This window comes from Streptomyces sp. NPDC006512 (assembly GCF_040611935.1).
Classification (GTDB): Bacteria; Actinomycetota; Actinomycetes; order Streptomycetales; family Streptomycetaceae; genus Streptomyces.
In genome coordinates this window covers 42,214-64,474 of record NZ_JBEXPG010000010.1, presented here as the reverse complement: position 1 = coordinate 64,474, position 22,261 = coordinate 42,214, and the positions used below count along the sequence as shown (strand labels likewise).

At 71.4% G+C, this 22,261-nt stretch carries 19 protein-coding genes and 2 tRNA genes; 3 read left to right on the top strand and 18 right to left on the bottom strand.

The annotated features are described in order from the left end of the window. Positions 1–71: 71 nt before the first annotated feature. The 11 genes from ABZZ17_RS10035 to ABZZ17_RS09985 form a co-directional block, all read right to left on the bottom strand. The gene (locus ABZZ17_RS10035) at positions 72–917 is read right to left on the bottom strand and encodes a DegV family protein (protein WP_356874006.1); all 846 of its coding nucleotides are present in this window, start codon (positions 915–917) and stop codon (positions 72–74) included. A gap of 169 nt (positions 918–1,086) precedes the next feature. Then, the gene (locus tag ABZZ17_RS10030) at positions 1,087–1,830 is read right to left on the bottom strand and encodes a hypothetical protein (protein WP_356874004.1); all 744 of its coding nucleotides are present in this window, start codon (positions 1,828–1,830) and stop codon (positions 1,087–1,089) included. A 154-nt stretch (positions 1,831–1,984) separates the two neighbouring features. Further along, the gene (leuS, locus tag ABZZ17_RS10025; protein WP_356874002.1) at positions 1,985–4,858 is read right to left on the bottom strand and encodes a leucine--tRNA ligase; all 2,874 of its coding nucleotides are present in this window, start codon (positions 4,856–4,858) and stop codon (positions 1,985–1,987) included. A gap of 300 nt (positions 4,859–5,158) precedes the next feature. Further along, positions 5,159–5,231: transfer RNA gene (locus ABZZ17_RS10020), tRNA-Ala, on the bottom strand. 142 nt (positions 5,232–5,373) lie between these two features. After that, a complete protein-coding gene (locus ABZZ17_RS10015; protein ID WP_266577344.1) occupies positions 5,374–5,607 on the bottom strand; it encodes a hypothetical protein in 234 nt (77 codons plus the stop codon). 143 nt (positions 5,608–5,750) lie between these two features. Continuing rightward, positions 5,751–5,823 (bottom strand) — tRNA-Ala (locus tag ABZZ17_RS10010). Between the two features lie 156 nt (positions 5,824–5,979). After that, the gene (locus tag ABZZ17_RS10005; protein ID WP_356874159.1) at positions 5,980–6,636 is read right to left on the bottom strand and encodes a histidine phosphatase family protein; all 657 of its coding nucleotides are present in this window, start codon (positions 6,634–6,636) and stop codon (positions 5,980–5,982) included. Next, positions 6,633–7,079 carry a ribosome silencing factor gene (rsfS, locus tag ABZZ17_RS10000; protein WP_030008628.1) on the bottom strand — a complete coding sequence of 149 codons (447 nt, stop codon included), beginning with the start codon at positions 7,077–7,079 and terminating at the stop codon, positions 6,633–6,635. The genes ABZZ17_RS10005 and rsfS overlap by 4 nt, the downstream gene beginning before the upstream one ends. Before the next feature lie 119 nt (positions 7,080–7,198). Continuing rightward, entirely contained in the window at positions 7,199–8,884 is a 1,686-nt protein-coding gene (locus ABZZ17_RS09995) for an LCP family protein (protein WP_356873999.1), read from the bottom strand. A gap of 24 nt (positions 8,885–8,908) precedes the next feature. After that, a complete protein-coding gene (nadD, locus tag ABZZ17_RS09990; RefSeq protein ID WP_356873997.1) occupies positions 8,909–9,526 on the bottom strand; it encodes a nicotinate-nucleotide adenylyltransferase in 618 nt (205 codons plus the stop codon). A gap of 43 nt (positions 9,527–9,569) precedes the next feature. Beyond that, positions 9,570–9,734, bottom strand: coding sequence for a hypothetical protein (locus tag ABZZ17_RS09985; RefSeq protein WP_356873995.1), 165 nt, complete (start codon positions 9,732–9,734; stop codon positions 9,570–9,572). Positions 9,735–9,872: 138 nt separating this feature from the next. Here ABZZ17_RS09985 and ABZZ17_RS09980 point away from each other — a divergent pair, with 138 nt between their 5' ends. Beyond that, positions 9,873–10,961, top strand: a complete 1,089-nt coding sequence (locus ABZZ17_RS09980) for a M48 family metallopeptidase (RefSeq protein WP_356873993.1) — start codon at positions 9,873–9,875, stop codon at positions 10,959–10,961. Here the strand turns inward: ABZZ17_RS09980 and ABZZ17_RS09975 are convergent. From ABZZ17_RS09975 to ABZZ17_RS09945, 7 genes are all read right to left on the bottom strand, one after another. Beyond that, positions 10,945–12,153: a hypothetical protein gene (locus tag ABZZ17_RS09975; RefSeq protein ID WP_356873991.1), complete on the bottom strand. Its 1,209-nt coding sequence runs from the start codon at positions 12,151–12,153 to the stop codon at positions 10,945–10,947. The genes ABZZ17_RS09980 and ABZZ17_RS09975 overlap by 17 nt on opposite strands. Before the next feature lie 68 nt (positions 12,154–12,221). After that, complete coding sequence (locus tag ABZZ17_RS09970; RefSeq protein ID WP_356873989.1) at positions 12,222–12,767, bottom strand: hypothetical protein; 546 nt, start codon at positions 12,765–12,767, stop codon at positions 12,222–12,224. Positions 12,768–12,844: 77 nt separating this feature from the next. After that, the gene (locus ABZZ17_RS09965; protein WP_356873987.1) at positions 12,845–14,128 is read right to left on the bottom strand and encodes a glutamate-5-semialdehyde dehydrogenase; all 1,284 of its coding nucleotides are present in this window, start codon (positions 14,126–14,128) and stop codon (positions 12,845–12,847) included. Between the two features lie 706 nt (positions 14,129–14,834). Beyond that, the gene (locus ABZZ17_RS09960) at positions 14,835–15,269 is read right to left on the bottom strand and encodes a hypothetical protein (RefSeq protein ID WP_356873985.1); all 435 of its coding nucleotides are present in this window, start codon (positions 15,267–15,269) and stop codon (positions 14,835–14,837) included. Positions 15,270–15,353: 84 nt separating this feature from the next. Further along, entirely contained in the window at positions 15,354–16,481 is a 1,128-nt protein-coding gene (gene proB / locus ABZZ17_RS09955) for a glutamate 5-kinase (RefSeq protein ID WP_356873983.1), read from the bottom strand. A gap of 118 nt (positions 16,482–16,599) precedes the next feature. Next, positions 16,600–17,028, bottom strand: a complete 429-nt coding sequence (locus tag ABZZ17_RS09950) for a GtrA family protein (RefSeq protein ID WP_356873981.1) — start codon at positions 17,026–17,028, stop codon at positions 16,600–16,602. Further along, positions 17,028–18,002 carry a glycosyltransferase family 2 protein gene (locus ABZZ17_RS09945; protein WP_356873979.1) on the bottom strand — a complete coding sequence of 325 codons (975 nt, stop codon included), beginning with the start codon at positions 18,000–18,002 and terminating at the stop codon, positions 17,028–17,030. The genes ABZZ17_RS09950 and ABZZ17_RS09945 overlap by 1 nt, the downstream gene beginning before the upstream one ends. Before the next feature lie 158 nt (positions 18,003–18,160). On the opposite strand from ABZZ17_RS09945, the gene ABZZ17_RS09940 reads away from it, so the two are divergent. Then, positions 18,161–21,031: a bifunctional glycosyltransferase family 2 protein/CDP-glycerol:glycerophosphate glycerophosphotransferase gene (locus tag ABZZ17_RS09940; protein WP_356873977.1), complete on the top strand. Its 2,871-nt coding sequence runs from the start codon at positions 18,161–18,163 to the stop codon at positions 21,029–21,031. Continuing rightward, positions 21,028–22,209, top strand: coding sequence for a glycosyltransferase (locus ABZZ17_RS09935; protein WP_356873975.1), 1,182 nt, complete (start codon positions 21,028–21,030; stop codon positions 22,207–22,209). The genes ABZZ17_RS09940 and ABZZ17_RS09935 overlap by 4 nt, the downstream gene beginning before the upstream one ends. Positions 22,210–22,261: the final 52 nt, after the last annotated feature.

Sequence of the window (22,261 nt, the reverse complement as noted above, 5' to 3'; positions counted from 1 at the left end):
GAACAGGCCCTAGGCCTCGGCCTCCGCCGCCTCCACCGCCTCGACCCCCACCTCCGCGACCCCGCCCCTCCCTACCGGGGCGACACGACCGCCGCCAGCAGGCCCGGCCCGGTGTGCGCGCCGATGACCGCGCCGACTTCGCTGACGTGCAGTTCGACCAGCCCCGGGATGCGCTCCCGGAGCCGCTGTGCGAGCTTCTCCGCCCGCTCGGGAGCCGCCAGGTGGTGCACCGCGACGTCGACGCTGCGCGTACCCGCGCGCTCGACGGCCAGCTCCTCCAGGCGGGCGATGGCCTTGGAGGCCGTACGCACCTTCTCCAGCATCTCGATCCGCCCGCCGTCCAGCGTCAGCAGCGGCTTGACCGCCAGCGCCGAGCCGAGGAGCGCCTGCGCGGCCCCGATCCGGCCGCCGCGGCGGAGGTAGTCGAGGGTGTCCACGTAGAAGTACGCCGACATGTCCCCGGCCCGCTTCTCGGCGGCGGCCACGGCCTCGTCTACGGAGCCGCCCGCGTCGGCCGCTTCGGCGGCCGCGAGCGCACAGAAGCCGAGGGCCATCGCGACCATGCCGGTGTCGACGACGCGCACCGGGACGGGGGCCGTCCGCGCCGCGACCACGGCGGCGTCGTAGGTGCCGGAGAACTCGGCGGAGAGGTGCAGGCTGACGATGCCGGTCGCACCGGCGTCCGCGGCCGCCCGGTAGGCCCGTACGAATTCCTCCGGGCCCGGCCGGGACGTGGTGACCGAGCGGCGCTTCTGGAGGGCGACGGCCAGGCTGCGCGCCGAGATCTCGGTGCCCTCCTCAAGGGCCTCGCCCCCCAGGACCACGGTCAGGGGGACTGAGCTGATCCCGTGCCGCGCCATCGCCGGTGGGGGCAGATAGGCCGTGGAATCGGTGATGATCGCGACATGGCGGGACATGAGCCGGAGGTTACCGCCACCGGGGGTGATCCGGCAGCCCGGCCCCTCCGCTCACACGAAAGGGCAGGTCCGGGCCCGAAGACACGGAGCTCCCGACACCGGCCGAAGACAGACGTGCCGGACCTCCACCGGTCGCAGGCGACCGAGGGCCGGGGGACCGGGAGGCGCCTCAGGTGGTCGCTTCCGGCCTCGGGGCCTTCTGCCAGGGGTACCGCACCTCGGGGGCGGGCGGGTTCAGCGCGGCGGGCGCCGCCGCCTGCTGGGCCCGGCTCTGGGCGGGGGCGGCCGGGGCCGGCCGGCCCGGCGCGGCGGTCTGCTGCGCGTCCCAGGCGGCCGCGGCGGCCGCGAGCTCGTCGACGGATTCCGGGGACCAGTCCCGCAGCGCGGTCGATTCCACCTCGATCTGCGCCGACAGCACGTCCAGTTCGTCTTCCGCGAAGCGACGGGCACGGTCCCGCGCGGCCCAGCGCAGCGCGTCCGCGGCCTTCGTGATCTTGGCGGTGCGTTCCCGCAGGTCGGGAAGGTTGTCCGCGATCCGCTTGCGGTCCGGGTCGTGCTCCAGCCGCTTCAGTTCGTCGTCCAGCTCGTGGCCGTGGGCGCTCAGCCGCTCGAAGAGGCCGATCGACTCCCGCAGCGAGCTGTCCACCTGCACCCCCTGGTACAGCGCCTGCTGCGTGGCCCGCATGGAGTTGCGCAGGTCCAGCCGCAGCTGTGCCAGTGCCCCCGTGACTCCGACCTGACCGAAGCTCTTCGCCTTCAGGGTGGTGTCCTCGACCGTCCTGCGGGCCTGTGTGATCGTACGGTCCACGCCGCGCTTCGCCGCGCCGACCGCCTTCACGGTGGCCCAGGCGCCCAGCCCCAAGAAGGCGAACAGCATCAACAGGGCAAAGATGATCAAAGCGCCCACCTCCATGAGGTTCCCTTCCTCCGCCTGGATCCGTCCCCTCCACCGTAAACGCCAAGGGCAGGTCGGGGGTTCCCGATGAACCCCCAACCTGCCCGTACGGGATGTCCCCTACGCGGGAACGGACCCGTGCGACACCTCCCCGCAGAAGGCGCCGAAGGCGTCAGATGACGATGTTCACCAGCTTCGGCGCCCGCACGATCACCTTGCGGATCTCGGCACCGCCCAGCGCCGCGACCACGCCCGCGTCGGTGACGGCCAGCTGCTCCAGGTCCGCGTCGGAGATCGACGGCGGCACCTCCAGGCGCGCCTTGACCTTGCCCTTGACCTGGACGACGCACGTGACGCTCTCGTCCACGACGTACGCCGGGTCCGCGACCGGGAAGTCCTGGTGGACGACCGAGTCGGTGTGGCCCAGGCGGTGCCACAGCTCCTCCGCGATGTGCGGGGCCAGCGGAGCGACCAGCAGGACCAGCCGCTCGGCGACGGAGCGCTCCAGCGGGCGGCCCGCCTTCGTCAGGGCGTTGTTCAGCTCGGTGATCTTGGCGATGGCGGTGTTGAACCGCAGGGCCGCCATGTCCGCGCCGGCCCCGTCGATCGCCTTGTGCAGCGCGCGCAGGGTGTCCTCGCCGGGCTCTTCGTCGACGACGGTGACCGCGCCGGTCTCCTCGTCCACCACGTTGCGCCACAGGCGCTGCAGCAGGCGGTACTGGCCGACGACGGCGCGGGTGTCCCAGGGACGCGAGACGTCCAGCGGGCCCATCGCCATCTCGTACAGGCGCAGGGTGTCCGCGCCGTACTCCTCGCAGATCTCGTCCGGGGTGACGGCGTTCTTCAGGGACTTGCCCATCTTGCCGTGCTCACGCTTGACCGGCTCGCCCTGGTGGAAGTACCCGCCGTCGCGCTCCTCGACCTCGGCCGCCGGGACGTACACACCGCGCGCGTCGGTGTAGGCGTACGCCTGGATCATGCCCTGGTTGAACAGCTTGTGGAACGGCTCGGCGGAGGAGACGTGGCCCAGGTCGAACAGCACCTTCGACCAGAAGCGGGCGTACAGCAGGTGCAGTACCGCGTGCTCGGCGCCGCCGACGTACAGGTCGACGCCGCCGTGCGGGGCGCCGTCGCGCGGGCCCATCCAGTACTGCTCGATCTCCGGGTCGACCAGCGCGTCCGCGTTGTTCGGGTCCAGGTAGCGCAGCTCGTACCAGCAGGAGCCGGCCCAGTTCGGCATGGTGTTGGTCTCGCGGCGGTAGCGCTTGACGCCTTCTCCGTCGCCCAGGTCCAGCTCCACGTTGACCCATGCCTCGTTGCGCGACAGGGGGGTCTCGGGCTGGGAGGCGGCGTCGTCCGGCTCGAAGGTGCGCGGCGAGTAGTCCTCGACCTCGGGCAGTTCCAGCGGCAGCATCGACGCGGGGAGGGCGTGTGCGACGCCGTCCTCGTCGTAGACGATCGGGAAGGGCTCGCCCCAGTAGCGCTGACGGCTGAACAGCCAGTCGCGCAGGCGGAAGTTGACGGTGCCCTCGCCGATGCCGCGCCCGTCGAGCCAGTCGGTGATGGCGGCCTTGGCGTCGACGACGCCCAGGCCGTCCAGGGAGATGCCCTCGCCGGAGGAGTTGATCAGGGTGGCGTCGTAGGAGACGAACGCCGCGTCCCACTCGGCCGGGTCGGTGCTGCGGCCGTCCGTGGGCTGGACGACGCAGCGGATGGGCAGTTCGAAGGCCCGGGCGAACTCGAAGTCGCGGCTGTCGTGCGCCGGAACGGCCATGATCGCGCCGGTCCCGTAGCCCATCAGGACGTAGTCGGCGATGAAGACGGGGACCTGCTCGCCGCTGACGGGGTTCGTGGCGTACGCGCCGGTGAAGACGCCGGTCTTGTCCTTGGCCTCGGCCTGCCGCTCGACGTCGGACTTCGATGCGGCCTGCTTGCGGTACTCGTCGACGGCCTCGGACGGGGTGGCGTAGCCGCCGGTCCACACCGAGTGGGTGCCCTCGGGCCAGGCCGCGGGGACGATCGAGCCGACCAGCTCGTGCTCGGGCGCCAGCACCATGTAGGTCGCGCCGAACAGGGTGTCGGGGCGGGTGGTGAAGACGGTGATCGCACCGGCGTCGCCGACGGCGAAGTCGACGCGCGCGCCCTCGCTGCGGCCGATCCAGTTCCGCTGCTGCAGCTTGATGGCCTCGGGCCAGTCCAGCGCGTCCAGGTCGTCCAGCAGGCGGTCGGCGTACGCGGTGATCCGCATGTTCCACTGGCTCAGCTTGGCCTTGAAGACCGGGAAGTTGCCGCGCTCGGAGCGGCCGTCCGCGGTGACCTCCTCGTTGGCCAGTACGGTGCCCAGCCCGGGGCACCAGTTGACGGGCGCGTCCGAGGCGTAGGCCAGCCGGAAGCCGTTCAGCACGTCGGCCCGTTCGGCCGCGGTCAGCCCGGCCCAGGCGCGGCCGCCGGGGACCTCACGGCTGCCGTCCTCGAAGGCGGCGACCAGCTCGGAGATCGGGCGGGCCTTCTGCGCGTCCGCGTCGTAGAAGGAGTTGTAGATCTGCAGGAAGATCCACTGGGTCCACTTGTAGTACTCGGGGTCGATCGTGGCGAACGAACGGCGCTTGTCGTGGCCCAGGCCCAGGCGGCGCAGCTGGACCTTCATGTTCTCGATGTTCGCCTCGGTCGACACGCGCGGGTGCGTTCCGGTCTGCACGGCGTACTGCTCGGCCGGCAGGCCGAAGGCGTCGAAGCCCAGGGTGTGCAGGACGTTGTGGCCGCTCATCCGCTGGTGACGGGCGAAGACGTCGGTGGCGATGTACCCGAGCGGGTGCCCGACGTGCAGGCCGGCACCGGACGGGTACGGGAACATGTCCATGATGAACTTCTTGGGCCGCGCGACGACCGCCGGGTCTCCGGCCAGGTCACCGGTCGGGTTCGGGGCCTCGTAGGTGCCCTCGGCGTCCCAAACGTCCTGCCAGCGTGCCTCGATGTCGGCGGCCATGGCAGCCGTGTAGCGGTGCGCCTCGGCCGCCTCGGGGGCCGGGGTGTTCGTCTCGCTCATGATTTCTGAAGCTCCATCGATCGTCTCTGCCGTCTCTGCCTGCCCAAACGAAAAAACCCCTCGCACAGGAGGGGACGCCGCGCCGATGCCGACCATCTCGAAGGGTCGGTACTGATCAGCGCGGCTCGGTAAGCAGAAGGCGTACGGCACGCATGGCGTCAGGGTACCGCAGCGGCCCCCACGGCCGCTCGACCGTTCCGACCGGTGGTCGCCCCGCACACCGCGGGGACCCGCACAGCACGGGAAGCGGGCCACAACGAGAAGCGGACCACCCGATCCGGGTGGTCCGCTTCTTCACTGTGGAGCTAAGGAGAATTGAACTCCTGACCTCCTGCATGCCATGCAGGCGCTCTACCAACTGAGCTATAGCCCCTTGCCCTGCTTGCCGCTTCGGTGTCCCTTGCCGGTTCCCCTTGGCGACGTCCCAAACATTACACGGTCATGGCCCTGGTCCAAAAATCGGTTTCCGCCGACCACGGGCCATGTCCGTTTTGGGATGGATTGCTACTGATCTGTCAGGCGCGGGCGAACTGGTAGAACCGCTTCAACGTGCAGTGCTCGTCGAGCAGCCGCCCGTAGATCGGTTCGCCCTCCAGTTCCCGGTAGGTCTCGATCGGGTCGCCCTTTATGATCAGCGCCCGCGCGCATTCCTCGCACCAGTACTGGTAGTCGGGGTTGACCGGTTCCATGTCCCGCACGATCGGCGTGCCGTTGTCGCACCAGTCGCACCGCCGCCGGTGTGCACCCATCCGTCAGCGACTCCCTCCCGCGTCGGGCCGTCGTGACCCCCTCCGGCCGTCCGATTCTGCCATGCCGGTACCGGCGGGGGCAGCCGTCGCAAAAGGAACAAACGCAAGGATCCCGCCCCCTGTTGGGGACGGGATCCTGATTGTGGAGCTAAGGAGAATTGAACTCCTGACCTCCTGCATGCCATGCAGGCGCTCTACCAACTGAGCTATAGCCCCGCTCTCCGCCGCGTTCCCCCCGTTTCCGGTGTTCTTCGCTGCGAACAAGAAGAACTCTAGCCTGTGACCAGCCGGAAAGTGAAATCCGGGTGGGAGCCCCCGTCCCGGCGCGCTCGACCCGCGCCGGCCGGCCTCCGGCCGGGGCTCGGACGGGGCTCAGTCGTCGTCGCCGAGCACCGGTTCCGGCAGCGTGCCGGCGTTGTGCTCCAGCAGGCGCCAGCCGCGCGCGCCCTCACCGAGGACGGACCAGCAGCAGTTGGAGAGCCCGCCGAGGCCCTCCCAGTAGTACGACTCCAGGCCGAGCAGACGGCCGATCGTCGTACGGATGGTCCCGCCGTGGCTGACGACCACGAGGGTGCCGCCCTCGGGCAGCCGGTCCGCGTGACCCAGCACCACCGGTGCGGCGCGGTCGGCGACCTCGGTCTCCAGTTCACCGCCGCCGCGGCGGACGGGCTCGCCGCGCTTCCACGCGGCGTACTGCTCGCCGTACTTCTCGAGGATCTCGTCGTGGGTGAGGCCCTGCCACTCGCCGGCGTAGGTCTCGCGCAGCGCCTCGTCGTGCTGGACGGGCAGCCCCGTGACGGCCGCCAGCTCGGCCGCCGTGTTCGCGGCCCGCCGGAGGTCGGAGGCCACGATGGCGTCCGGCTGGAGCGAGGCGAGCAGCCGAGCGGCGCGGCGCGCCTGCGCCACACCCGTCTCGGTCAGCTCGATGTCCGTGGAGCCCTGGAAGCGCCGCTCCAGGTTCCACGCGGTCTGGCCGTGCCGCCAGAGGACGATCTTCCTGCTGGTCGTGCGCGTGGTGCTCGTGCTCAGAACAGATCACCGTCCAGTTCGTCGTCGCCGGCCGCCTCGCGCAGCTTGGCGTGCTCCTCGGCCTTGCCGATGGTGAGCTTGGCGTCCTCGGGGAGCTCGATCTCGGGGCAGTCCTTCCACAGGCGCTCCAGCGCGTAGAAGACACGCTCCTCGCTGTGCTGGACGTGGACGACGATGTCGACGTAGTCGAGCAGGATCCAGCGGGCGTCGCGGTCGCCCTCACGGCGCACCGGCTTGGCGCCGAGCTCCTTGAGCAGCCGCTCCTCGATCTCGTCCACGATCGACTTGACCTGGCGGTCGTTGGGCGCGGAGGCGAGCAGGAAGGCGTCGGTGATCGACAGCACGTCGCTGACGTCGTACGCGATGATGTCGTGCGCGAGCCGGTCGGCCGCGGCCTGGGCGGCGGCGGTGATGAGCTCGATGGAGCGGTCCGTGGCGGTCACGTGGCCATGCTTTCGGGTTGGCGGGCAGATCCTTACAAGGGTCTCATGTACCGCCGACACCGCCCGCGCGGAACGTTCCGCGCGGGTGTGGCACCGGATCGGGCCTGGTCGGCGGGGGTTCAGGACGCCTTGTAGTCCTTGCCCAGGGTCACCACGACGTCCGCGTTCACCGCGTTCTCGGCCTTCTTCACGGCCGTTTCGGGCAGGCCGAGCGTCTTGGCCACCTCGATCGCGCGGTCCCGCTGCGCGTCGTCCTGGTAGGTGATCTGCGAGGTGGCGGCGGTCCTGTCGGCCTTGCCTCCGTCGACGAAGCCGTAGCCGCCGTTGAGCAGGGCCGCCTTCGCCGCGGTCCCGGTCCGCTCGTCGCCCGTGGCGTCCTTGAGGCCGACCCGGGGGGCGGCGCCGGGCTGGGCCGCGGTGAAGGAACCGCCGAGGACCTCCTTGACGACCTGCTGGTTCGCCTCGTCGGTGAGGCCGCCGTCGGGCTTCACCCCGAGGACCTCGGTGCGGTACGCGCCCACCTTGGCGTGCTCCCCGATCCGCGACAGCAGCGCGCCGAGGTTCTGCGCGTCGAGGCCCGGGTCCAGGATCTGGCCCATGCTCTCCACCGTCGTCGCGGCGGACTTCGGGTCGCCCGGGATCTTGCGCAGGACGGCGTAGAGCACCCGGCCGGTGCGCTCCAGCTGCTTGGTCTCCGGTTCCCCCGGTGCGCGGTGGGTGGCGTAGGCGACGGCCATCGCGCCGGTGAGGCTCTGCTTGGGGCCCTGGCCGACGGCCGGGGTCTTGGCCTGGTCGTCGGCCGGGACCGCGGTGTCGGTGTCCGTCTCGATGCCGCCGACCAGCTCGACGAGGCGTTCCAGGAAGGGGGTGTCCAGGCGCCAGGTTCCGCCGATGTGGGTGCCGAGCACCGTGTCGAGGGATTCGCGGGTGCCGAGGGCGCCCTCCTCGACCGCCTTGCCGAGGGCGGTGCCGGTGCCGTCCTGCTTCGGGACGGCGAGGGTGTTGGGCAGCAGGACGGTGGCGCCCCGGCGGGTGGTGACGTTGTCCACGAGGAGGGCGGTGGAGGTGCCGCCGCGCTTGGTGTTGTGCAGGTGGACGACGATCATGTCGCGCTTCTGTTCGCCGGCGGCCGCCGCGGCGGTCTTCTCCCCGCCCGGGCCGTCGAAGAACGGGAGCCTGCCCGCGTACCAGAGGTACCCGATGCCTCCGACGACGAACAGGGCGAGGGCGACGGTCAGCGCGACCACCCGGTTGCGGCCCTTGCGGCGGGCCTCCTCGCGGCGTTCGGTGCGGCTCTCGGTGAAGGCGAGCCAGTCGATGACGTCCTCGGAGTCCTCGTCCGGCTGGTCGATGAAGGCGAACTGCTCGGTGCGGTAGTCCGGGGCCCCGGCGTCCGGCTCGCGGCGCGGCTCGGGGACCTGAGCCGCCTCGTGCCCCGGCCGCGGCTGCGGCTGCGGCTGTGACTGCTGCTGCTGCGGCTGGGCCTGGGCCTGGAACTGCGGCTCGGGGGCGGTCTGCTGCGGGATCCACTGCTGCGCCTGCTGGGTGTCGTACCCGTAGCCGGGGGCCTGCGGGTACTGCTGCCCCTGCTGGTAGGCCTGCTGCGGCTGCCCGCCGTAGTCGTACGGCTGCTGGTGCTGCTGCGCGTACGGCTGCTCGTACTGCTGTTGCCCGTACACGGGAGCGGGCGGAGGGGCGGGCCGCGCGGAGGCCGGCCCGTACACGGGCCTGCCGTACGGGTCGTAGCCGATGAGCTGCTGCTCCTGGGCGGCGTACGGGTCGTACGGATCCTGTGGGTCGTTCACCGCGGGCCCCTCTCTTCCGGAAGCTCAGGCTCCCCGGTACAGCTCACGCTTGTCGATGTAGCGCACCACACCGTCGGGAACGAGATACCAGACCGGATCGCCCTGGGCGACCCGCGCGCGGCAGTCCGTGGAGGAGATGGCCAGCGCGGGCACCTCGACCAGGGAGACGCCGCCCTCGGGCAGCCCGTCGTCGGTGAGCACGTGGCCGGGGCGGGTCACTCCGATGAAGTGCGCGAGGGCGAAGAGCTCCTCGGCGTTCCGCCAGGTCAGGATCTGCGCGAGGGCATCGGCGCCGGTGATGAAGAACAGGTCGGCGTCGTCGTTGAGCGCGCTCAGGTCCCGCAGGGTGTCGATCGTGTACGTCGGGCCGCCGCGGTCGATGTCGATGCGGCTCACCGAGAACTGGGGGTTGGACGCCGTCGCGATGACCGTCATGAGGTAGCGGTCCTCGGCGGGGGACACGGCCCGCTGCGACTTCTGCCACGGTTCGCCGGTCGGTACGAACATCACCTCGTCGAGGTGGAACAGCGCGGCCACTTCACTGGCGGCCACCAGGTGTCCGTGGTGGATCGGGTCGAATGTCCCGCCCATCACGCCGAGCCGGCGCTTGACCGGGCCCGTAGGCATTTCCTGCTCTCCCATGAGCGCAGAGCCTACTGGCCCGGTGCCACGTCCACGGAAGGGCTTAGCGGTCGCGGTTCAGGCGCGTGGTCACCCAGAGCATCAGCAGCAGGATGACGAGCGCAGCGCCACCGGTCAGGTACGGGTTCAGGCTGTCGTGGTTGCCGCCGTGCTCGGCGCCCCCCGATGCGAGAACGACCATGTTGTGGGTGGTGGTGGAGAGGCTCATCAGGCAGGTACCTATCGAGTCGGGGAGCTGTGGAGACTTCGCTCACATCGTATGCGGGGCCCCTGGGCACGCTCACGCCGACTCAGGCGTTGGAGAGGATGGACACCGGACAGACAGGCCGATCGAGGGGGAGGCGCTATGACGGACACAGGATTCGAGAAGGCACCGGCACGCAATCGCAGGAGGTTCCCCGGAATCTCCTCACGGGCGTACGAGCACCCCGCCGACCGTTCCGCGCTGGTGGCGCTGCGGAAGCTGAGCGGGTTCGACACGGTGTTCAAGACGCTCAGCGGGCTGCTTCCGGAGCGCAGTCTGCGGCTGCTGTTCCTGTCGGAGTCGGTGCGGGTGGGCGAGACGCAGTTCGCGCACCTGCACGAGATGCTCCGCGACGCGTGTTACATCCTGGACCTGGAGAGGGTCCCGCAGATGTACGTGCAGCAGGACCCGAAGCCCAATGCCATGTGCATCGGGCTGGACGAGCCGATCATCGTGGTGACGACGGGCCTGGTGGAGCTCCTCGACGAGGAGGAGATGCGGGCGGTCGTGGGCCACGAGGTGGGTCACGCGCTGTCCGGGCACTCGGTGTACCGCACGATCCTGCTGTTCCTGACGGGGCTGGCGCTGAAGGTGGCGTGGATCCCGCTGGGCAACGTGGCGATCATGGCGCTGGTCACCGCGCTGCGCGAGTGGTTCCGCAAGTCGGAGCTGTCCGCGGACCGGGCCGGTCTGCTGGTGGGGCAGGACGTGAACGCCTCGATGCGCGGTCTCATGAAGATCGCGGGCGGCAACCACCTCCACGAGATGAACGTCGACGCGTTCCTGGAGCAGGCGGACGAGTACGAGAAGAGCGGTGACCTGCGCGACTCCGTGCTGAAGATCCTCAACGTGCTGCCGCGGACGCACCCCTTCACGACGGTGCGGGCCGCCGAGCTGAAGAAGTGGTCCCAGAACCGGGACTACCAGCGGATCATGGACGGCCACTACCCGCGGCGGGAGGACGACAAGGACACCTCGGTGTCCGACTCCTTCCGGCAGTCCGCGACGCACTACGCGGACTCGGTGCGCACGAGCAAGGATCCGCTGATGAAGCTGGTCGGCGACATCGCCGGCGGTGCGGGTGACCTGGGCGGCAAGCTCCGCGACAAGTTCACCGGGGCGGGCGCCGGTTCGGGCAGCGGCGCGGGCGCCGAGGGCAAGGGCTCCGGGGGCGCTACGGAACGGGGCTGACGGAGGCCGCCGCCCCCGGCGGGGCGGGCGTGACGGGTGCCGGGGCGGTCGGCGGCGCGGGCGCCGTGGCCGTGGGCGTGCCCGTCGGCGCGAGTACGCCGCACAGCCCGGCCGTGCGGCGGGGCTGACCGCTGGCGTACGGGTCGCTCGCGGGCGGGCCCACCGTGGTGGGCGGTGTCCCGGCCGTCAGGGGGCGGAAGCCCGTCGCGGGGTCGGTGGCGCAGTCCTGCGGGCCGGCCATCACGTAGGCGGAGGTCAGCTCGGTGCGGCGGGCCGTGAGGTCGTCCTTGTCGAAGCGCATGCGCAGCTCGCGCCGGACGGTGAAGAGCGAGGCCCCGTCGGCGGCCGAGGGGTGGGCCACCGGGCGCACGGCGTACACGAAAGTGTGGTCGGTGGTCACTTCCAGTACCTCCGGGGTGACCTCCCTGAAGGCGAGGGTGCCGTTGACCCGGACCCTGGAGTCGGCCACGAGGACCACGGCGGGGTCGAAGCGGACCAGCCAGCCGGTGGCGGCGTGCCGGCCGTCTCCGGAGGGCGCGGCCATGCTCTCGTCGAACTGGGTGAGCTGTCCGGGGTCGAGCAGGACCCGTACGGGCCGTGAGGCGGCCCCGGAGAGCACGTCGGGGTCCAGTGAGGACTGGACGAGGTAGTCCTTGGCGATGGACAGCGCGGCGACGACCTGCCCCTCGGTGAAGTGGTGGGTGCGGCGCAGGGCCGGAAGGGTGATTCCGGCCGCGCCGATCCGGTAGGTGTCCGCCGGGCTCTTCTCGTAGAGGTCGGCCGGTTTTCCGCCGGGCACGGTCTCGCTCGGGGCGAGGGGTACGACGACGGCGGCCAGTGGCTCGGCGGTGCCGCCGGGCGGGGGCACGTACGGGTTGCGCAGGCCCATGTAGACGGCGACCGCGAAGGCGGTGGCGATGAGCAGGACGAGCAGCATGCCCTGGCGGGCCCCGCGGCCGGGGGTGCCCGTGCCGTGGCCGGAGGAGGTGCCGCCGGCCGACCAGAGGGAGCGGCTGCGGACGGCGCGGGCGTGCTCGCCCATGCGTTCCTCGGCGGAGTACTCCTGGAGGCGGGCAGCACGGACGAAGTCCTCGTCGAACACCACGGACCTGTACTCGTCCGGACGCAGCTCGTCATCACCCTCGCCGATGCCGTCGGGGGTGCCGCCTGGTGGATCTCCTGGAACGGCCATCGCTTCTCCCCGCTGTCCCCGCTTCAGAGAAGCCCCCGGCTCCGGTTCGCGCGAGCGGGGTCGTACCTTCAGGGTTGGCGGCCGACCGGGTACGTAAACGCGCCGACGCCTCCGACTTCCCTGAGCGGAGTACTGGCGGGCGCCGGGGCGGGTTCCGCCTCGCCGGAGGCGCTGCGGTAGACGGCGCTGAAGGCGAGGGCGACCATGCCGAGTCCCATGACGAAGGCGAGCACCCAGGCGACCGGGCGCAGCCAGGGCGAGCGGCCGCGGTAGGGGCGCAGGCTGCCGCCGTAGGCGCCGTACGGGCCCTCGGCGTAGCCGTAGCCGTAGTGGCCGGGCTCCCAGCCGGGGTCGTCGAGCCCGTACCCGTCGGGATGGCCGTAGCCGTAGTCGTCGTCGCCGTTCCAGCCGCCGGCCACGCGGGCGGCCTCGGCGTCGGCGCGGGCCCGGTCGGCGGCCCGCTGGCGCTCGGCGGCGCTCGGTTCATGGATCTCGGCGTTCCGGACGAAGGCCTCGTCGAACACCACGGAGGCGAAGTCCTGATCCGCGCCTCCGCGGTCGTCGTCGGGCTCCCCGTCGTCCGGGAACGGCTTGCCCCCCACGTCGTCCGGCACGGCTACAGCGTAGACCTGGGGGGCCGCTTTGGGCAGGGTGTAAGCCGAGATCCGGCCACCCCGTGTTCGGGGGGCGGTTACCGGATGTGACCGTCGCCGGTGACGATGTACTTGGTGGAGGTCAGCTCGGGAAGGCCCATGGGGCCCCTGGCGTGCAGCTTCTGGGTGGAGATGCCGATCTCGGCGCCGAAGCCGAACTGGCCACCGTCCGTGAAGCGGGTGGAGGCGTTCACGGCGACCGTGGTCGAGTCGACCAGCTGGGTGAAGCGCCGTGCCGCGGCCTGGGAGGTGGTGACGATCGCCTCGGTGTGGCCGGAGGTCCAGCGGCGGATGTGGGCGACGGCGTCGTCGAGGGAGTCCACGACGGCGGCGGCGATGTCGTAGGACAGGTACTCGGCGGCCCAGTCCTCGTCGGTGGCGGGCAGGGCGGTGGCCTTGGTGCCCTCGGCGGCGGCCAGGACCCGCGGGTCGCCGTGGACGGTCACGCCGGCGTCGGCGAGGGCGTCGAGGGCGCGCGGGAGGAAGGCGGCGGCGATGTCGCGGTGCACGAGGAGGGTCTCGGCGGAGTTGCAGACGGAGGGCCGCTGCGCCTTGGAGTTGACGAGGATGTCCACGGCCATGCCGAGGTCCGCCTGGGCGTCGACGTAGACGTGGCAGTTGCCGGTACCGGTCTCGATGACCGGGACGGTGGACTCCTCGACGACGGTCTTGATGAGGGAAGCCCCGCCGCGCGGGATGAGGACGTCGACGAGGCCGCGGGCGCGCATCAGCTCGCGGACGGAGTCGCGGGACTCGCCGGGGACGAGCTGGATCGCGTCGGCGGGCAGGCCGGCGCTCTCGACGGCGTCGCGCAGGATGGCGACGAGGGCGGTGTTGGAGGCGTAGGCGGAGGAGCTGCCGCGCAGGAGGACGGCGTTGCCGGACTTCAGGCAGAGGGCGGCGGCGTCGACGGTGACGTTGGGGCGGGCCTCGTAGATGATGCCGACGACGCCGAGGGGGACGCGGATCTGGCGGAGGTCGATGCCGTTGGGGAGGGTGGAGCCGCGGACGACCTCGCCGACGGGGTCGGGGAGGGCGGCGACGTCCCGCACGTCGGAGGCGATGGCCTTGACCCGGTCCGGGGTGAGGGTGAGGCGGTCGATGACCGTCTCGCTCGTGCCGGCCTCGCGCGCCTTGGCCGTGTCCACGGCGTTGGCGGTGACGATCTCGGCCGTACGGGCCTCCAGCGCGTCCGCGATGGCCAGCAGGGCCGTGTCCTTGGCGGACCGCGGGAGGGGGGCGATGGCGGCGGCGGCCGTGCGGGACCGCTGCGCGGTGGCGAGGACGGGCGAGGTGGCGGTGGCGTCGTCGAGCGTGGTCATGCGGCCAGGGTAAGCCCCGGCCCGGCGGGCCCCGAAGGGGTTCCACCCCGCGAGACGGCTGGCGCGGGGTGGGTGTGCGGGGCCGTGCCGCTGCGGGTGGCCGTACCCCTGGCCGTACCCCTGGCCGGGCCGTGCTGCTGCGGGGTGCCGTGCCCGTGGCGCTGCGGGTGGCCGTGGCGCTGCAGCCGTGCCGCGCTGGGAGGCGTACTCCTGCGGGTGGCTGTACCCCTGCCCAGGGCCGGGTGCCGCTGCCTGCGGGTGGCCGTACCGCTGCGCGGGGCGTTCCCTGCGGGTGGTTCGTACCGCTGCGCGGGGCTGTGCCGCCGCCCGGAGGCCGTGTGCGTCGTGAGCGGGTGGTCGCCGGTGCCGCTGCGCGGAGCTTCACCCCGCCCCGCCCTTTCTCCGTTTCCCGGGCTCCGCCCGGACCCCGTGGGCCCGGGGCTTCGCCCCAGACCCTTCCGGGGCTCCGCCCCGGACCCCGCGCCTCAAACGCCGGCGGGGCTGGATTTCCCCCGCCCGAGCCGAGCGCCCCGCCGGCTGGCCCGGCCGGCTGGGTTTCCCCCGCACGGGCCCAGCGCCGCGCGGGCTGGCCCGCGGGGGGCTGGGTTTCGCCCACCCGCGCCGGGCGCCCGGGGGGGGCTGGGGCCCCGCTCGGGATGAGTGCCGCGTGGGATGACCCCTGCCGGGGGCCGGGCCCGCCTGGGGGTTAGTACGGGTGTACTCCTACCGGGTGGGCCGGGGGTGGGCCGTAGCCCTCTGCCACGCGTTGGTGGTAGGTGGCGCGGTCGATGACCTCCAGGCCGACGATCTCCCACGGCGGCAGCTGCGCGGAGGAGCGGTGTTCGCCCCAGAGCCGCAGGGCGACGGCCGCCGCGTCGTGGAGGTCGCGGGCCTCTTCCCAGTACCGGATCTCCGCGTGGTCGTCGGCGTACCGGCTGGTCAGCAGAAAGGGGTGGTCGTGCGCGAGCTGTTCCAGCCCGCGCCGGACCTCCGAGAGGGGCGCGGGCTTGCCGGAGACGCTCAGGGTGATGTGCCACAGACGGGACTCGTCCCGGTCCCCGCGGCCGTCGTCCCCGTTTCCGTGCCCGGTCCCCTGCCCGTGGCCGTCCCCGGTGCCGACGCTGGTCAGCGCTCGTCTCACCAGCCGCCTCCTGTCTGCGCTACGCGTGTCCGCCCCTCACAGTTGACCAGTCCCCGGCCCCCCGCGCGGCGGTTTTGCCGAACCTCAGCCCTGGAGCAGCACCAGATCGTCACGGTGTACGACCTCCCGCTCGTACGCGGGTCCGAGCTCCCGGGCAAGCTCGCGGGTGGAGCGGCCGAGGAGCTGCGGGAGTTCCTTGGCGTCGAAGTTGACCAGTCCCCTGGCCACGGCGCGGCCGTCGGCGGAGCGCAGTTCCACGGGGTCCCCGGCGACGAACTCGCCCTCGACGGCGGCGATCCCGGCGGGCAGCAGGGAGCTGCCGCGTTCGGTGACGGCGCGGACCGCGCCGTCGTCCAGGACGAGGTGGCCCTGCGGGGTCGAGGCGTGCTGGAGCCACAGGAGCCGGTCGGCGGAGCGGCGGCCGGTGGCGTGGAAGTGCGTGCCGGTCGGGCCGCCGGACAGGGCGTCGGCGGCCTGGCTGGCGGAGGTCAGGACGACGGGGATGCCCGCGGCCGCGGCGATGCGGGCGGCTTCGACCTTGGTGACCATGCCACCGGTGCCGACCCCGGCCTTCCCGGCGCTGCCGATGGAGACGTGGGCGATGTCCTGCGGTCCGTGGACCTCGTCGATGCGGGTGGTGCCGGGCTGCGAGGGGTCGCCGTCGTAGAGGCCGTCGACGTCGGAGAGGAGCACCAGCAGGTCGGCGCGGACCAGGTGGGCGACGAGGGCGGCTAGCCGGTCGTTGTCACCGAAGCGGATCTCGTCCGTGGCGACGGTGTCGTTCTCGTTGACGACGGGCAGCGCGCCCATGGCCAGCAGCTGGTCCAGGGTCCGGTAGGCGTTGCGGTAGTGCGCGCGGCGGCTGGTGTCGTCGGTGGTGAGCAGGACCTGGCCGACGCGGATGCCGTAGCGGGCGAAGGAGGCGGTGTACCGGGCGACGAGCAGGCCCTGGCCGACGCTGGCGGCGGCCTGCTGCCGGGCGAGGTCCTTGGGGCGGCGGCGCAGTCCGAGGGGGGAGAGTCCGGCGGCGATGGCTCCGGAGGAGACGAGGACGATCTCCTTCTCGCCGCCGCTGCGGGCCTTGGCCAGTACGTCGACCAGTGCGTCCACCCGGTCGGCGTCGAGTCCGCCCGCCGCGGTGGTCAGGGAGGAGGAGCCGACCTTGACCACGATCCTGCGGGCGTCCCGCACGCCCTGCCTTGCCGCTGACACGTCTTTCCCCTTGCCCCTTGCCGACCGGCCGGCCGGAGATCCGGCCGGACCTCCTCAATCTACGGGGTGGCCGGGAGCGCGCGCTCGGCGGTTTCAGACCCTGGACCGCCCGGCGGTTTCAGACCCTGGACGACGAAGGCTGCGGTTCGGGCTCCGCCGCCCCGGCGGCCGCGCCGGGGACGAGGATCTTGCGGGACAGCAGGAAGGTGAAGGGGATGGCGACGACGGCGGCGACGAGCGGTGCGATCCGGGTGTCGAGGCCGGCCCAGGTGACCAGGGCGTAGAGGCCGACGGACTGGATCACGTAGTTGGTGACGTTCGTCAGCGGGAAGAGCAGGAACTTCTTCCAGGTGGGCCGGGTGCGGTAGGTGAAGTAGGTGTTCATGAAGAACGACCCGATCATCGACAGCACGAAGGCCAGGGTGTAGGCGGCGAAGTACGGCATCCACGGGTGGAGCAGCAGGTACAGGGCGAAGAAGGTGCCGGTGTTGACGCCGCCCACCAGGGCGAACCGGAATATCTGGCCGAGCTGGTCCTTCTTGGTCATCAGCGGCTGCGCTCCGCGATCACTGCGTCGGACACTCCGGGCACTCCTTCGGCGCCGTGCGCTTCCTTGACGAGGAAGTGGGGGCGGCGCTTGGTCTCGTAGTAGATGCGTCCGATGTACTCGCCGATCAGGCCCAGCATGATCATCTGGACGCCTCCGATTCCGGCGATCATCGCGACGATGGTGACGTAGCCCGGGGAGTCGATGCCGTTGGTGATCGCCATGATGGTGATCCACAGGGCGTACAGGCCGGTCAGTCCGACGAGCGACACGCCGAGCCAGATCCCGATCCGCAGCGGGCGGTTGTTGAAGGAGATCAGCCCGTCCATGCCGTAGTTCAGCAGGGAGCCGAACTTCCACTTCGTCTCGCCGGCCTCGCGCTGGGCGTTGCGGTAGTCGAAGTGGACGGTGTCGAAGCCGATCCAGGAGAAGAGGCCCTTGGAGAAGCGGTTGTACTCGGGCAGCGCGAGGAGGGCGTCCACGGCCGGCCGGGACAGCATGCGGAAGTCTCCGACGCCGTCGGCGAGCTCGACGTCGACCCAGCGGTTGACGCCCCGGTAGTAGAGGCGGCTGAGGGCCGAGCGGAGCTTCTTGTCGCCCTCGCGGGTGCGGCGGGCGATGATCTGGTCGTGGCCCTGCCGGTAGTGCTCCAGCATGGTGGCGATCAGCTCGGGCGGGTGCTGGAGGTCCGCGTCCATGATGACGACGGCGTCGCCGGTGGCCTCGCGCAGCCCGGCGAGCATGCCGGCCTCCTTGCCGAAGTTCCGGCTGAAGGAGACGTACCGCGTCCGGTCCGCGTGTTCGGAGGCGATCTTGCGGAGCTTTCCGAGGGTGCCGTCACGACTGCCGTCGTCGACGTAGCAGACCTCGTACTCGACGGGCAGGGCGTCCAGGACCCGGCGGATCTCCACGTCGAAGCTGTCGATCACCGCTTCTTCGTTGTAGCAAGGGACAACTACCGACAGCTTGGTCATGAGCACTTCCTGCTGGGTCCGAACGGGTGATTGTCGGCGACCGGACCCGCCACTCACCTCTTCCTTAGAAGTATGCACGCCGGTGGCCGGCCTGCCCGAGTCGCGTGCGGCACACGGTAGCTTTGACGGGATAAGCGGAATGGAACGAAGGGATCGAGGTGCACGTGCCTGACGTCTCCGTGGTCGTCATCGTCTACAACGACGCAGAGCGTCTGCCGACAGCCGTCCAGTCGGTTTTGGACCAGACCCTGCGCGGGGTCGAAGTCGTGATCGTGGACGACTGCAGCAAGGACGGGTCGTTCTCGGTCGCCAAGGAGCTCGAAGCGGCGCACCCGGGACGGGTGCGCGCCTTCCAGCTGCCCGAGAACAGCGGCGGCTGCGGCGCGCCCCGCAACCACGGCATCAAGCAGGCCACGGGCACGTACGTCATGTTCCTGGACAGTGACGACGTGCTGGAGCGCAACGCCTGCCGGAACATGCTGGCCGCCGCCGAGCGGACCGGCTCCGACCTGGTGTCGGGCCTGTGCGTGCGCGTGCACCTCGACAACCGGTGGAACAAGACCACCGAGTGGTACCCGTGGATCTACGCGCGGACCCGCACGCTGGAGTCGATCACCGAGTACCCGGACCTGCTGGTCTACGACACCCTCTCCACGAACAAGTGCTACCGGCGCGCGTTCCTGCTGGAGCAGGGCCTGGAGTTCCCGGTCGGCATCCACTACGAGGACCTGCTGTTCTCCGCGCAGGCCTACGTGGCAGCCCGCCGGATCACCTTGATCCCCAACCGCGTCTACTTCTGGAACGTGGTCGAGAAGGCCTCGGCGAAGTCGATCAGCAACCGGCGGCACGAGATCGCGAACTTCGTCCACCGGATGGAGATCCACCGCCGCGTCGACGAGCTGCTGGCCTCCAAGGGCCACACCGCGATCAAGTCCGCGAAGGACGCCAAGTTCCTCAAGCACGACCTGGTGCTGCACCTGCGCGACCTGCCGCTCCTCGGCGACGCCTACCGCCAGCAGTTCGCCCGGCTCGCGAACGGCTACCTCGCGGGCATCGACCCGGCCGCGTACGAGAACGTCACCCACCTCCAGGCCATCTGCGCCTACCTGCTGGGCAAGGAGGACTGGGACAACCTCCTGCCCGCCGCCGACGCCATGACCAACAAGGGCCGGCTGTCTTCCCCGCTCGCGGAGCGCGACGGCCGTGTCTACTGGTGTGCGCGGCACCTCGACGACGCCGAGGGCCGCCGCATACTGGACGTCACCGAGCAGGGCTTCCACACCACCCCGCTCGCCTCGCTGTCCCTCGGCAACCGGCTGTCCTCGTACGAGGACGACGGACGCGGCACGGTCAGCCTGTCCGGCTCCGTCGTGAACCCCCTGGGCCGCATCGAGGCCGGTACCGAGCTGAAGGCGACGCTCGAATTCCGGGCCCGCCGCCAGATCGGGGTGCGCTCCTTCAGCTTCCCGGTGGCAACCGTGCGCCACGCCGGTGACACGATCGAGTGGTCCACCACGGCCGACATCGGCAGCACCGTCCGCCCGCTCGGCATCATCGACGCCGTCTGGGACGTCCGCCTGAAGCTGACGGCGGGCGCCGACCGGATGACCACCCGCGTCTCCGTCGGCGGCGTCGACCTGGACTCGGCCGCCCGGCTGCGCGTACGCCCCCGCCTGACCCGGCTGGTCTCCGACCGCTTCGAGCCGGAGATGACCAAGAAGGGCAACCTCTCCTACGTCCTGACCGCCGAGGGTCCCGCCGCCGTCCGCACCCAGACGCTGATCAGCAGCGCGATGCACGGCAAGGCCGCCGGAGTCGTCAAGCGCGGCCTGCGCCGCGCGCTGAAGGCCCGCCGCAACCTCGGCTCGGGCGAGCAGAAGGTGAAGGTCTACCACGAGGTCTTCTCGAAGCTGCCCGTCAAGAAGGGCACGGTCGTCTTCGAGAGCCACATGGGCAAGCAGTACAGCGACAGCCCCCGGGCCATCTACGAGGAGCTGGTCCGCCAGGGCGCGCCCTTCGAGGCGATCTGGTCGTACGCGGGCGGCAAGCCCACCGGCTTCCCCAAGGAGGCCACCCTGGTGCGGCGCTGGAGCTGGCCGTACCTGCGCGCGCTCGCGCAGGCCGAGTACTGGGTCGACAACCAGGGCTTCCCGCTGGCGCTGGCCAAGCGCCCGGGGACCACGTACATCCAGACGTGGCACGGCTCCGCGCTGAAGCGGATGGGCTTCCACGAACCGCGCACCAAGGCGCAGGGCAAGGCCGGACAGGACCGTTTCCAGGCGGCCGTCGACCGCTTCGACCACTTCCTGATCCGCTCCGAGCACGACACCCGCACCCTCGCCAAGGGCTTCCGGCTGCGCGACGAGGTACTGCTGCGCACCGGCTACCCGCGCAACGACGCGCTGGTCGAGGCGCACCGCGCCGAGGCGCAGAGCGGGGAGCGGGTCCGCGGGCCGCTCGCCGCCGAGCTGGGCATCGACCCGGACAAGAAGGTGCTGCTGTACGCGCCGACCTTCCGGGCGAACGCGGACGGCACGGTGGAGAACTTCGAGTTCCCCTTCGACGTGGAGGAGTTCGCCGACCGGCTCGGGGACCGCTTCACGCTGCTGGTGCGCACGCACTACCTCAACAGCGTCTCGCTGCCGCCGTCGGTCGCGGGCCGGGTCGTCGACGTGTCCCGGCACCACGACGTGACGCCGCTGCTGGCCCTCGCCGACGGGCTGATCACCGACTACTCGTCCGTGATGTTCGACTACGCGGTACTGGACCGGCCGATGCTGTTCTTCGCGTACGACTACGACGCGTACCGCACGGACATCCGCGGCACGTACTTCGACCTGAAGGAGAAGGCTCCGGGCCCGGTCGTCGGCACGGCGGACGAGCTGATGCAGGCCGTCGCCGCGTTCGACGAGGCGGACGCCAAGTACGCCGAGGCCCGCCAGCGTTTCCTCACCGAGTTCGGCGAGTACGACCGCGGGGACGCCGCCCGTCGGATCGTCGAGAAGTTCTTCACCAGGAGCGGCAAGTGAGCCAGCAGCCAGGCGCGACCACGGCACCGGGCGGCCGCGACGTCTTCCTCGTCTCCAACAGCGTGGACGAGCTCGGCGGGGTGACCACCTGGTCGCACCAGATGGCCCGGCTGTTCACCGACCGCGGTCACCGGGTCCACATCGTCGGCATCGCACCCGTCGCCGACGAGATCCGGCAGAAGCTGCCCGCCGGCCTCCCGTACGCGACGACGACGCTCTACGACACCCACCCGCCGAAGGCGCGCCGCCTACAGGGCCTCAAGGGCCGGCTCAACGCCCCCGAGCGCCGCCGCCAGGCGGCCCGGCGGGCGGGGATGCGGGAGAAGGCGGAGACGCTGAGCGGTCTCTTCCGCGCGGCCCGGCCCGGCGCCGTGGTCATCGTCACGCAGGTCTGGGCGATGGAGTGGGTGGCCCTCGCCGACACCAAGGGGCTCTCGGTGATCGGCATGAGCCACGAGTCCTTCGAGGCCAGCCAGAAGTCGACCCGGGGAGAGCGGGTCCGCCGCAACTACGCGGAGGTCGACCGGCTGCTGGTGCTGACGCCGGAGGACGCCGACCTGTGGATCCGGGCCGGCATGGAGAACGTCGACAGCATGCCGAACCCGCTGCCGTTCATGCCCGGCTCCCCCGCCCCGCGCACCGCGAAGGTCGTCGCGAGCGTCGGCCGCCTCGCCTTCGAGAAGGGCATGGACCTGCTGCTCGACGCGTGGGCGGACGCCGCCCCGCACCACCCCGACTGGACCCTGCGGATCTACGGGGCCGGTGTCGAGGAGGAGGCCCTGCGGGCGCACTGCTCCGCGCTCGGGCTCGACGACTCCGTGGAGTGGATGGGCAGCACCGACGACGTGCTGGGCGCACTGCGGGACGCCTCGGTCTTCGCCCAGGCCTCGCGCGCCGAGGGCTTCCCGATCACCCTGCTGGAGGCGATGGCGGCGGGTCTGCCGGTCGCCGCGTTCGACTGCGCGCCGGGCGTGCGGGAGATCGTGGACCACGGCGAGGACGGCCTGCTGGCCCGCCTCGGCAACACGATGGAACTCGCCCAGCACCTGGACGCGCTGATGTCGGACGCCGCGCTGCGCGACCGGCTCGGCGACGCCGGTTTCCGCAACGTGCGCCGCTACTCCAGCGGTGAGATCGCCGACCGGTGGGAAGCCCTGTTCGCGTTCCTGGAGCGCTGAGCCTCCGGGCCCCTACGAAGCCGCCCGCCCCGGACGCGTTCCGGGGCGGGCG

What these genes read in the sequence shown, in the direction of transcription:
- ABZZ17_RS10035 (WP_356874006.1), bottom strand. Translation starts at nt 917, where the DNA reads ATGTCCCGCCATGTCGCGATCATCACCGATTCCACGGCCTATCTGCCC.
- ABZZ17_RS10030 (WP_356874004.1), bottom strand. Translation starts at nt 1,830, where the DNA reads ATGGAGGTGGGCGCTTTGATCATCTTTGCCCTGTTGATGCTGTTCGCC.
- leuS (WP_356874002.1), bottom strand. Translation starts at nt 4,858, where the DNA reads ATGAGCGAGACGAACACCCCGGCCCCCGAGGCGGCCGAGGCGCACCGC.
- ABZZ17_RS10015 (WP_266577344.1), bottom strand. Translation starts at nt 5,607, where the DNA reads ATGGGTGCACACCGGCGGCGGTGCGACTGGTGCGACAACGGCACGCCG.
- nadD (WP_356873997.1), bottom strand. Translation starts at nt 9,526, where the DNA reads ATGGGAGAGCAGGAAATGCCTACGGGCCCGGTCAAGCGCCGGCTCGGC.
- ABZZ17_RS09985 (WP_356873995.1), bottom strand. Translation starts at nt 9,734, where the DNA reads ATGAGCCTCTCCACCACCACCCACAACATGGTCGTTCTCGCATCGGGG.
- ABZZ17_RS09980 (WP_356873993.1), top strand. Translation starts at nt 9,873, where the DNA reads ATGACGGACACAGGATTCGAGAAGGCACCGGCACGCAATCGCAGGAGG.
- ABZZ17_RS09975 (WP_356873991.1), bottom strand. Translation starts at nt 12,153, where the DNA reads ATGGCCGTTCCAGGAGATCCACCAGGCGGCACCCCCGACGGCATCGGC.
- ABZZ17_RS09965 (WP_356873987.1), bottom strand. Translation starts at nt 14,128, where the DNA reads ATGACCACGCTCGACGACGCCACCGCCACCTCGCCCGTCCTCGCCACC.
- ABZZ17_RS09950 (WP_356873981.1), bottom strand. Translation starts at nt 17,028, where the DNA reads ATGACCAAGAAGGACCAGCTCGGCCAGATATTCCGGTTCGCCCTGGTG.
- ABZZ17_RS09945 (WP_356873979.1), bottom strand. Translation starts at nt 18,002, where the DNA reads ATGACCAAGCTGTCGGTAGTTGTCCCTTGCTACAACGAAGAAGCGGTG.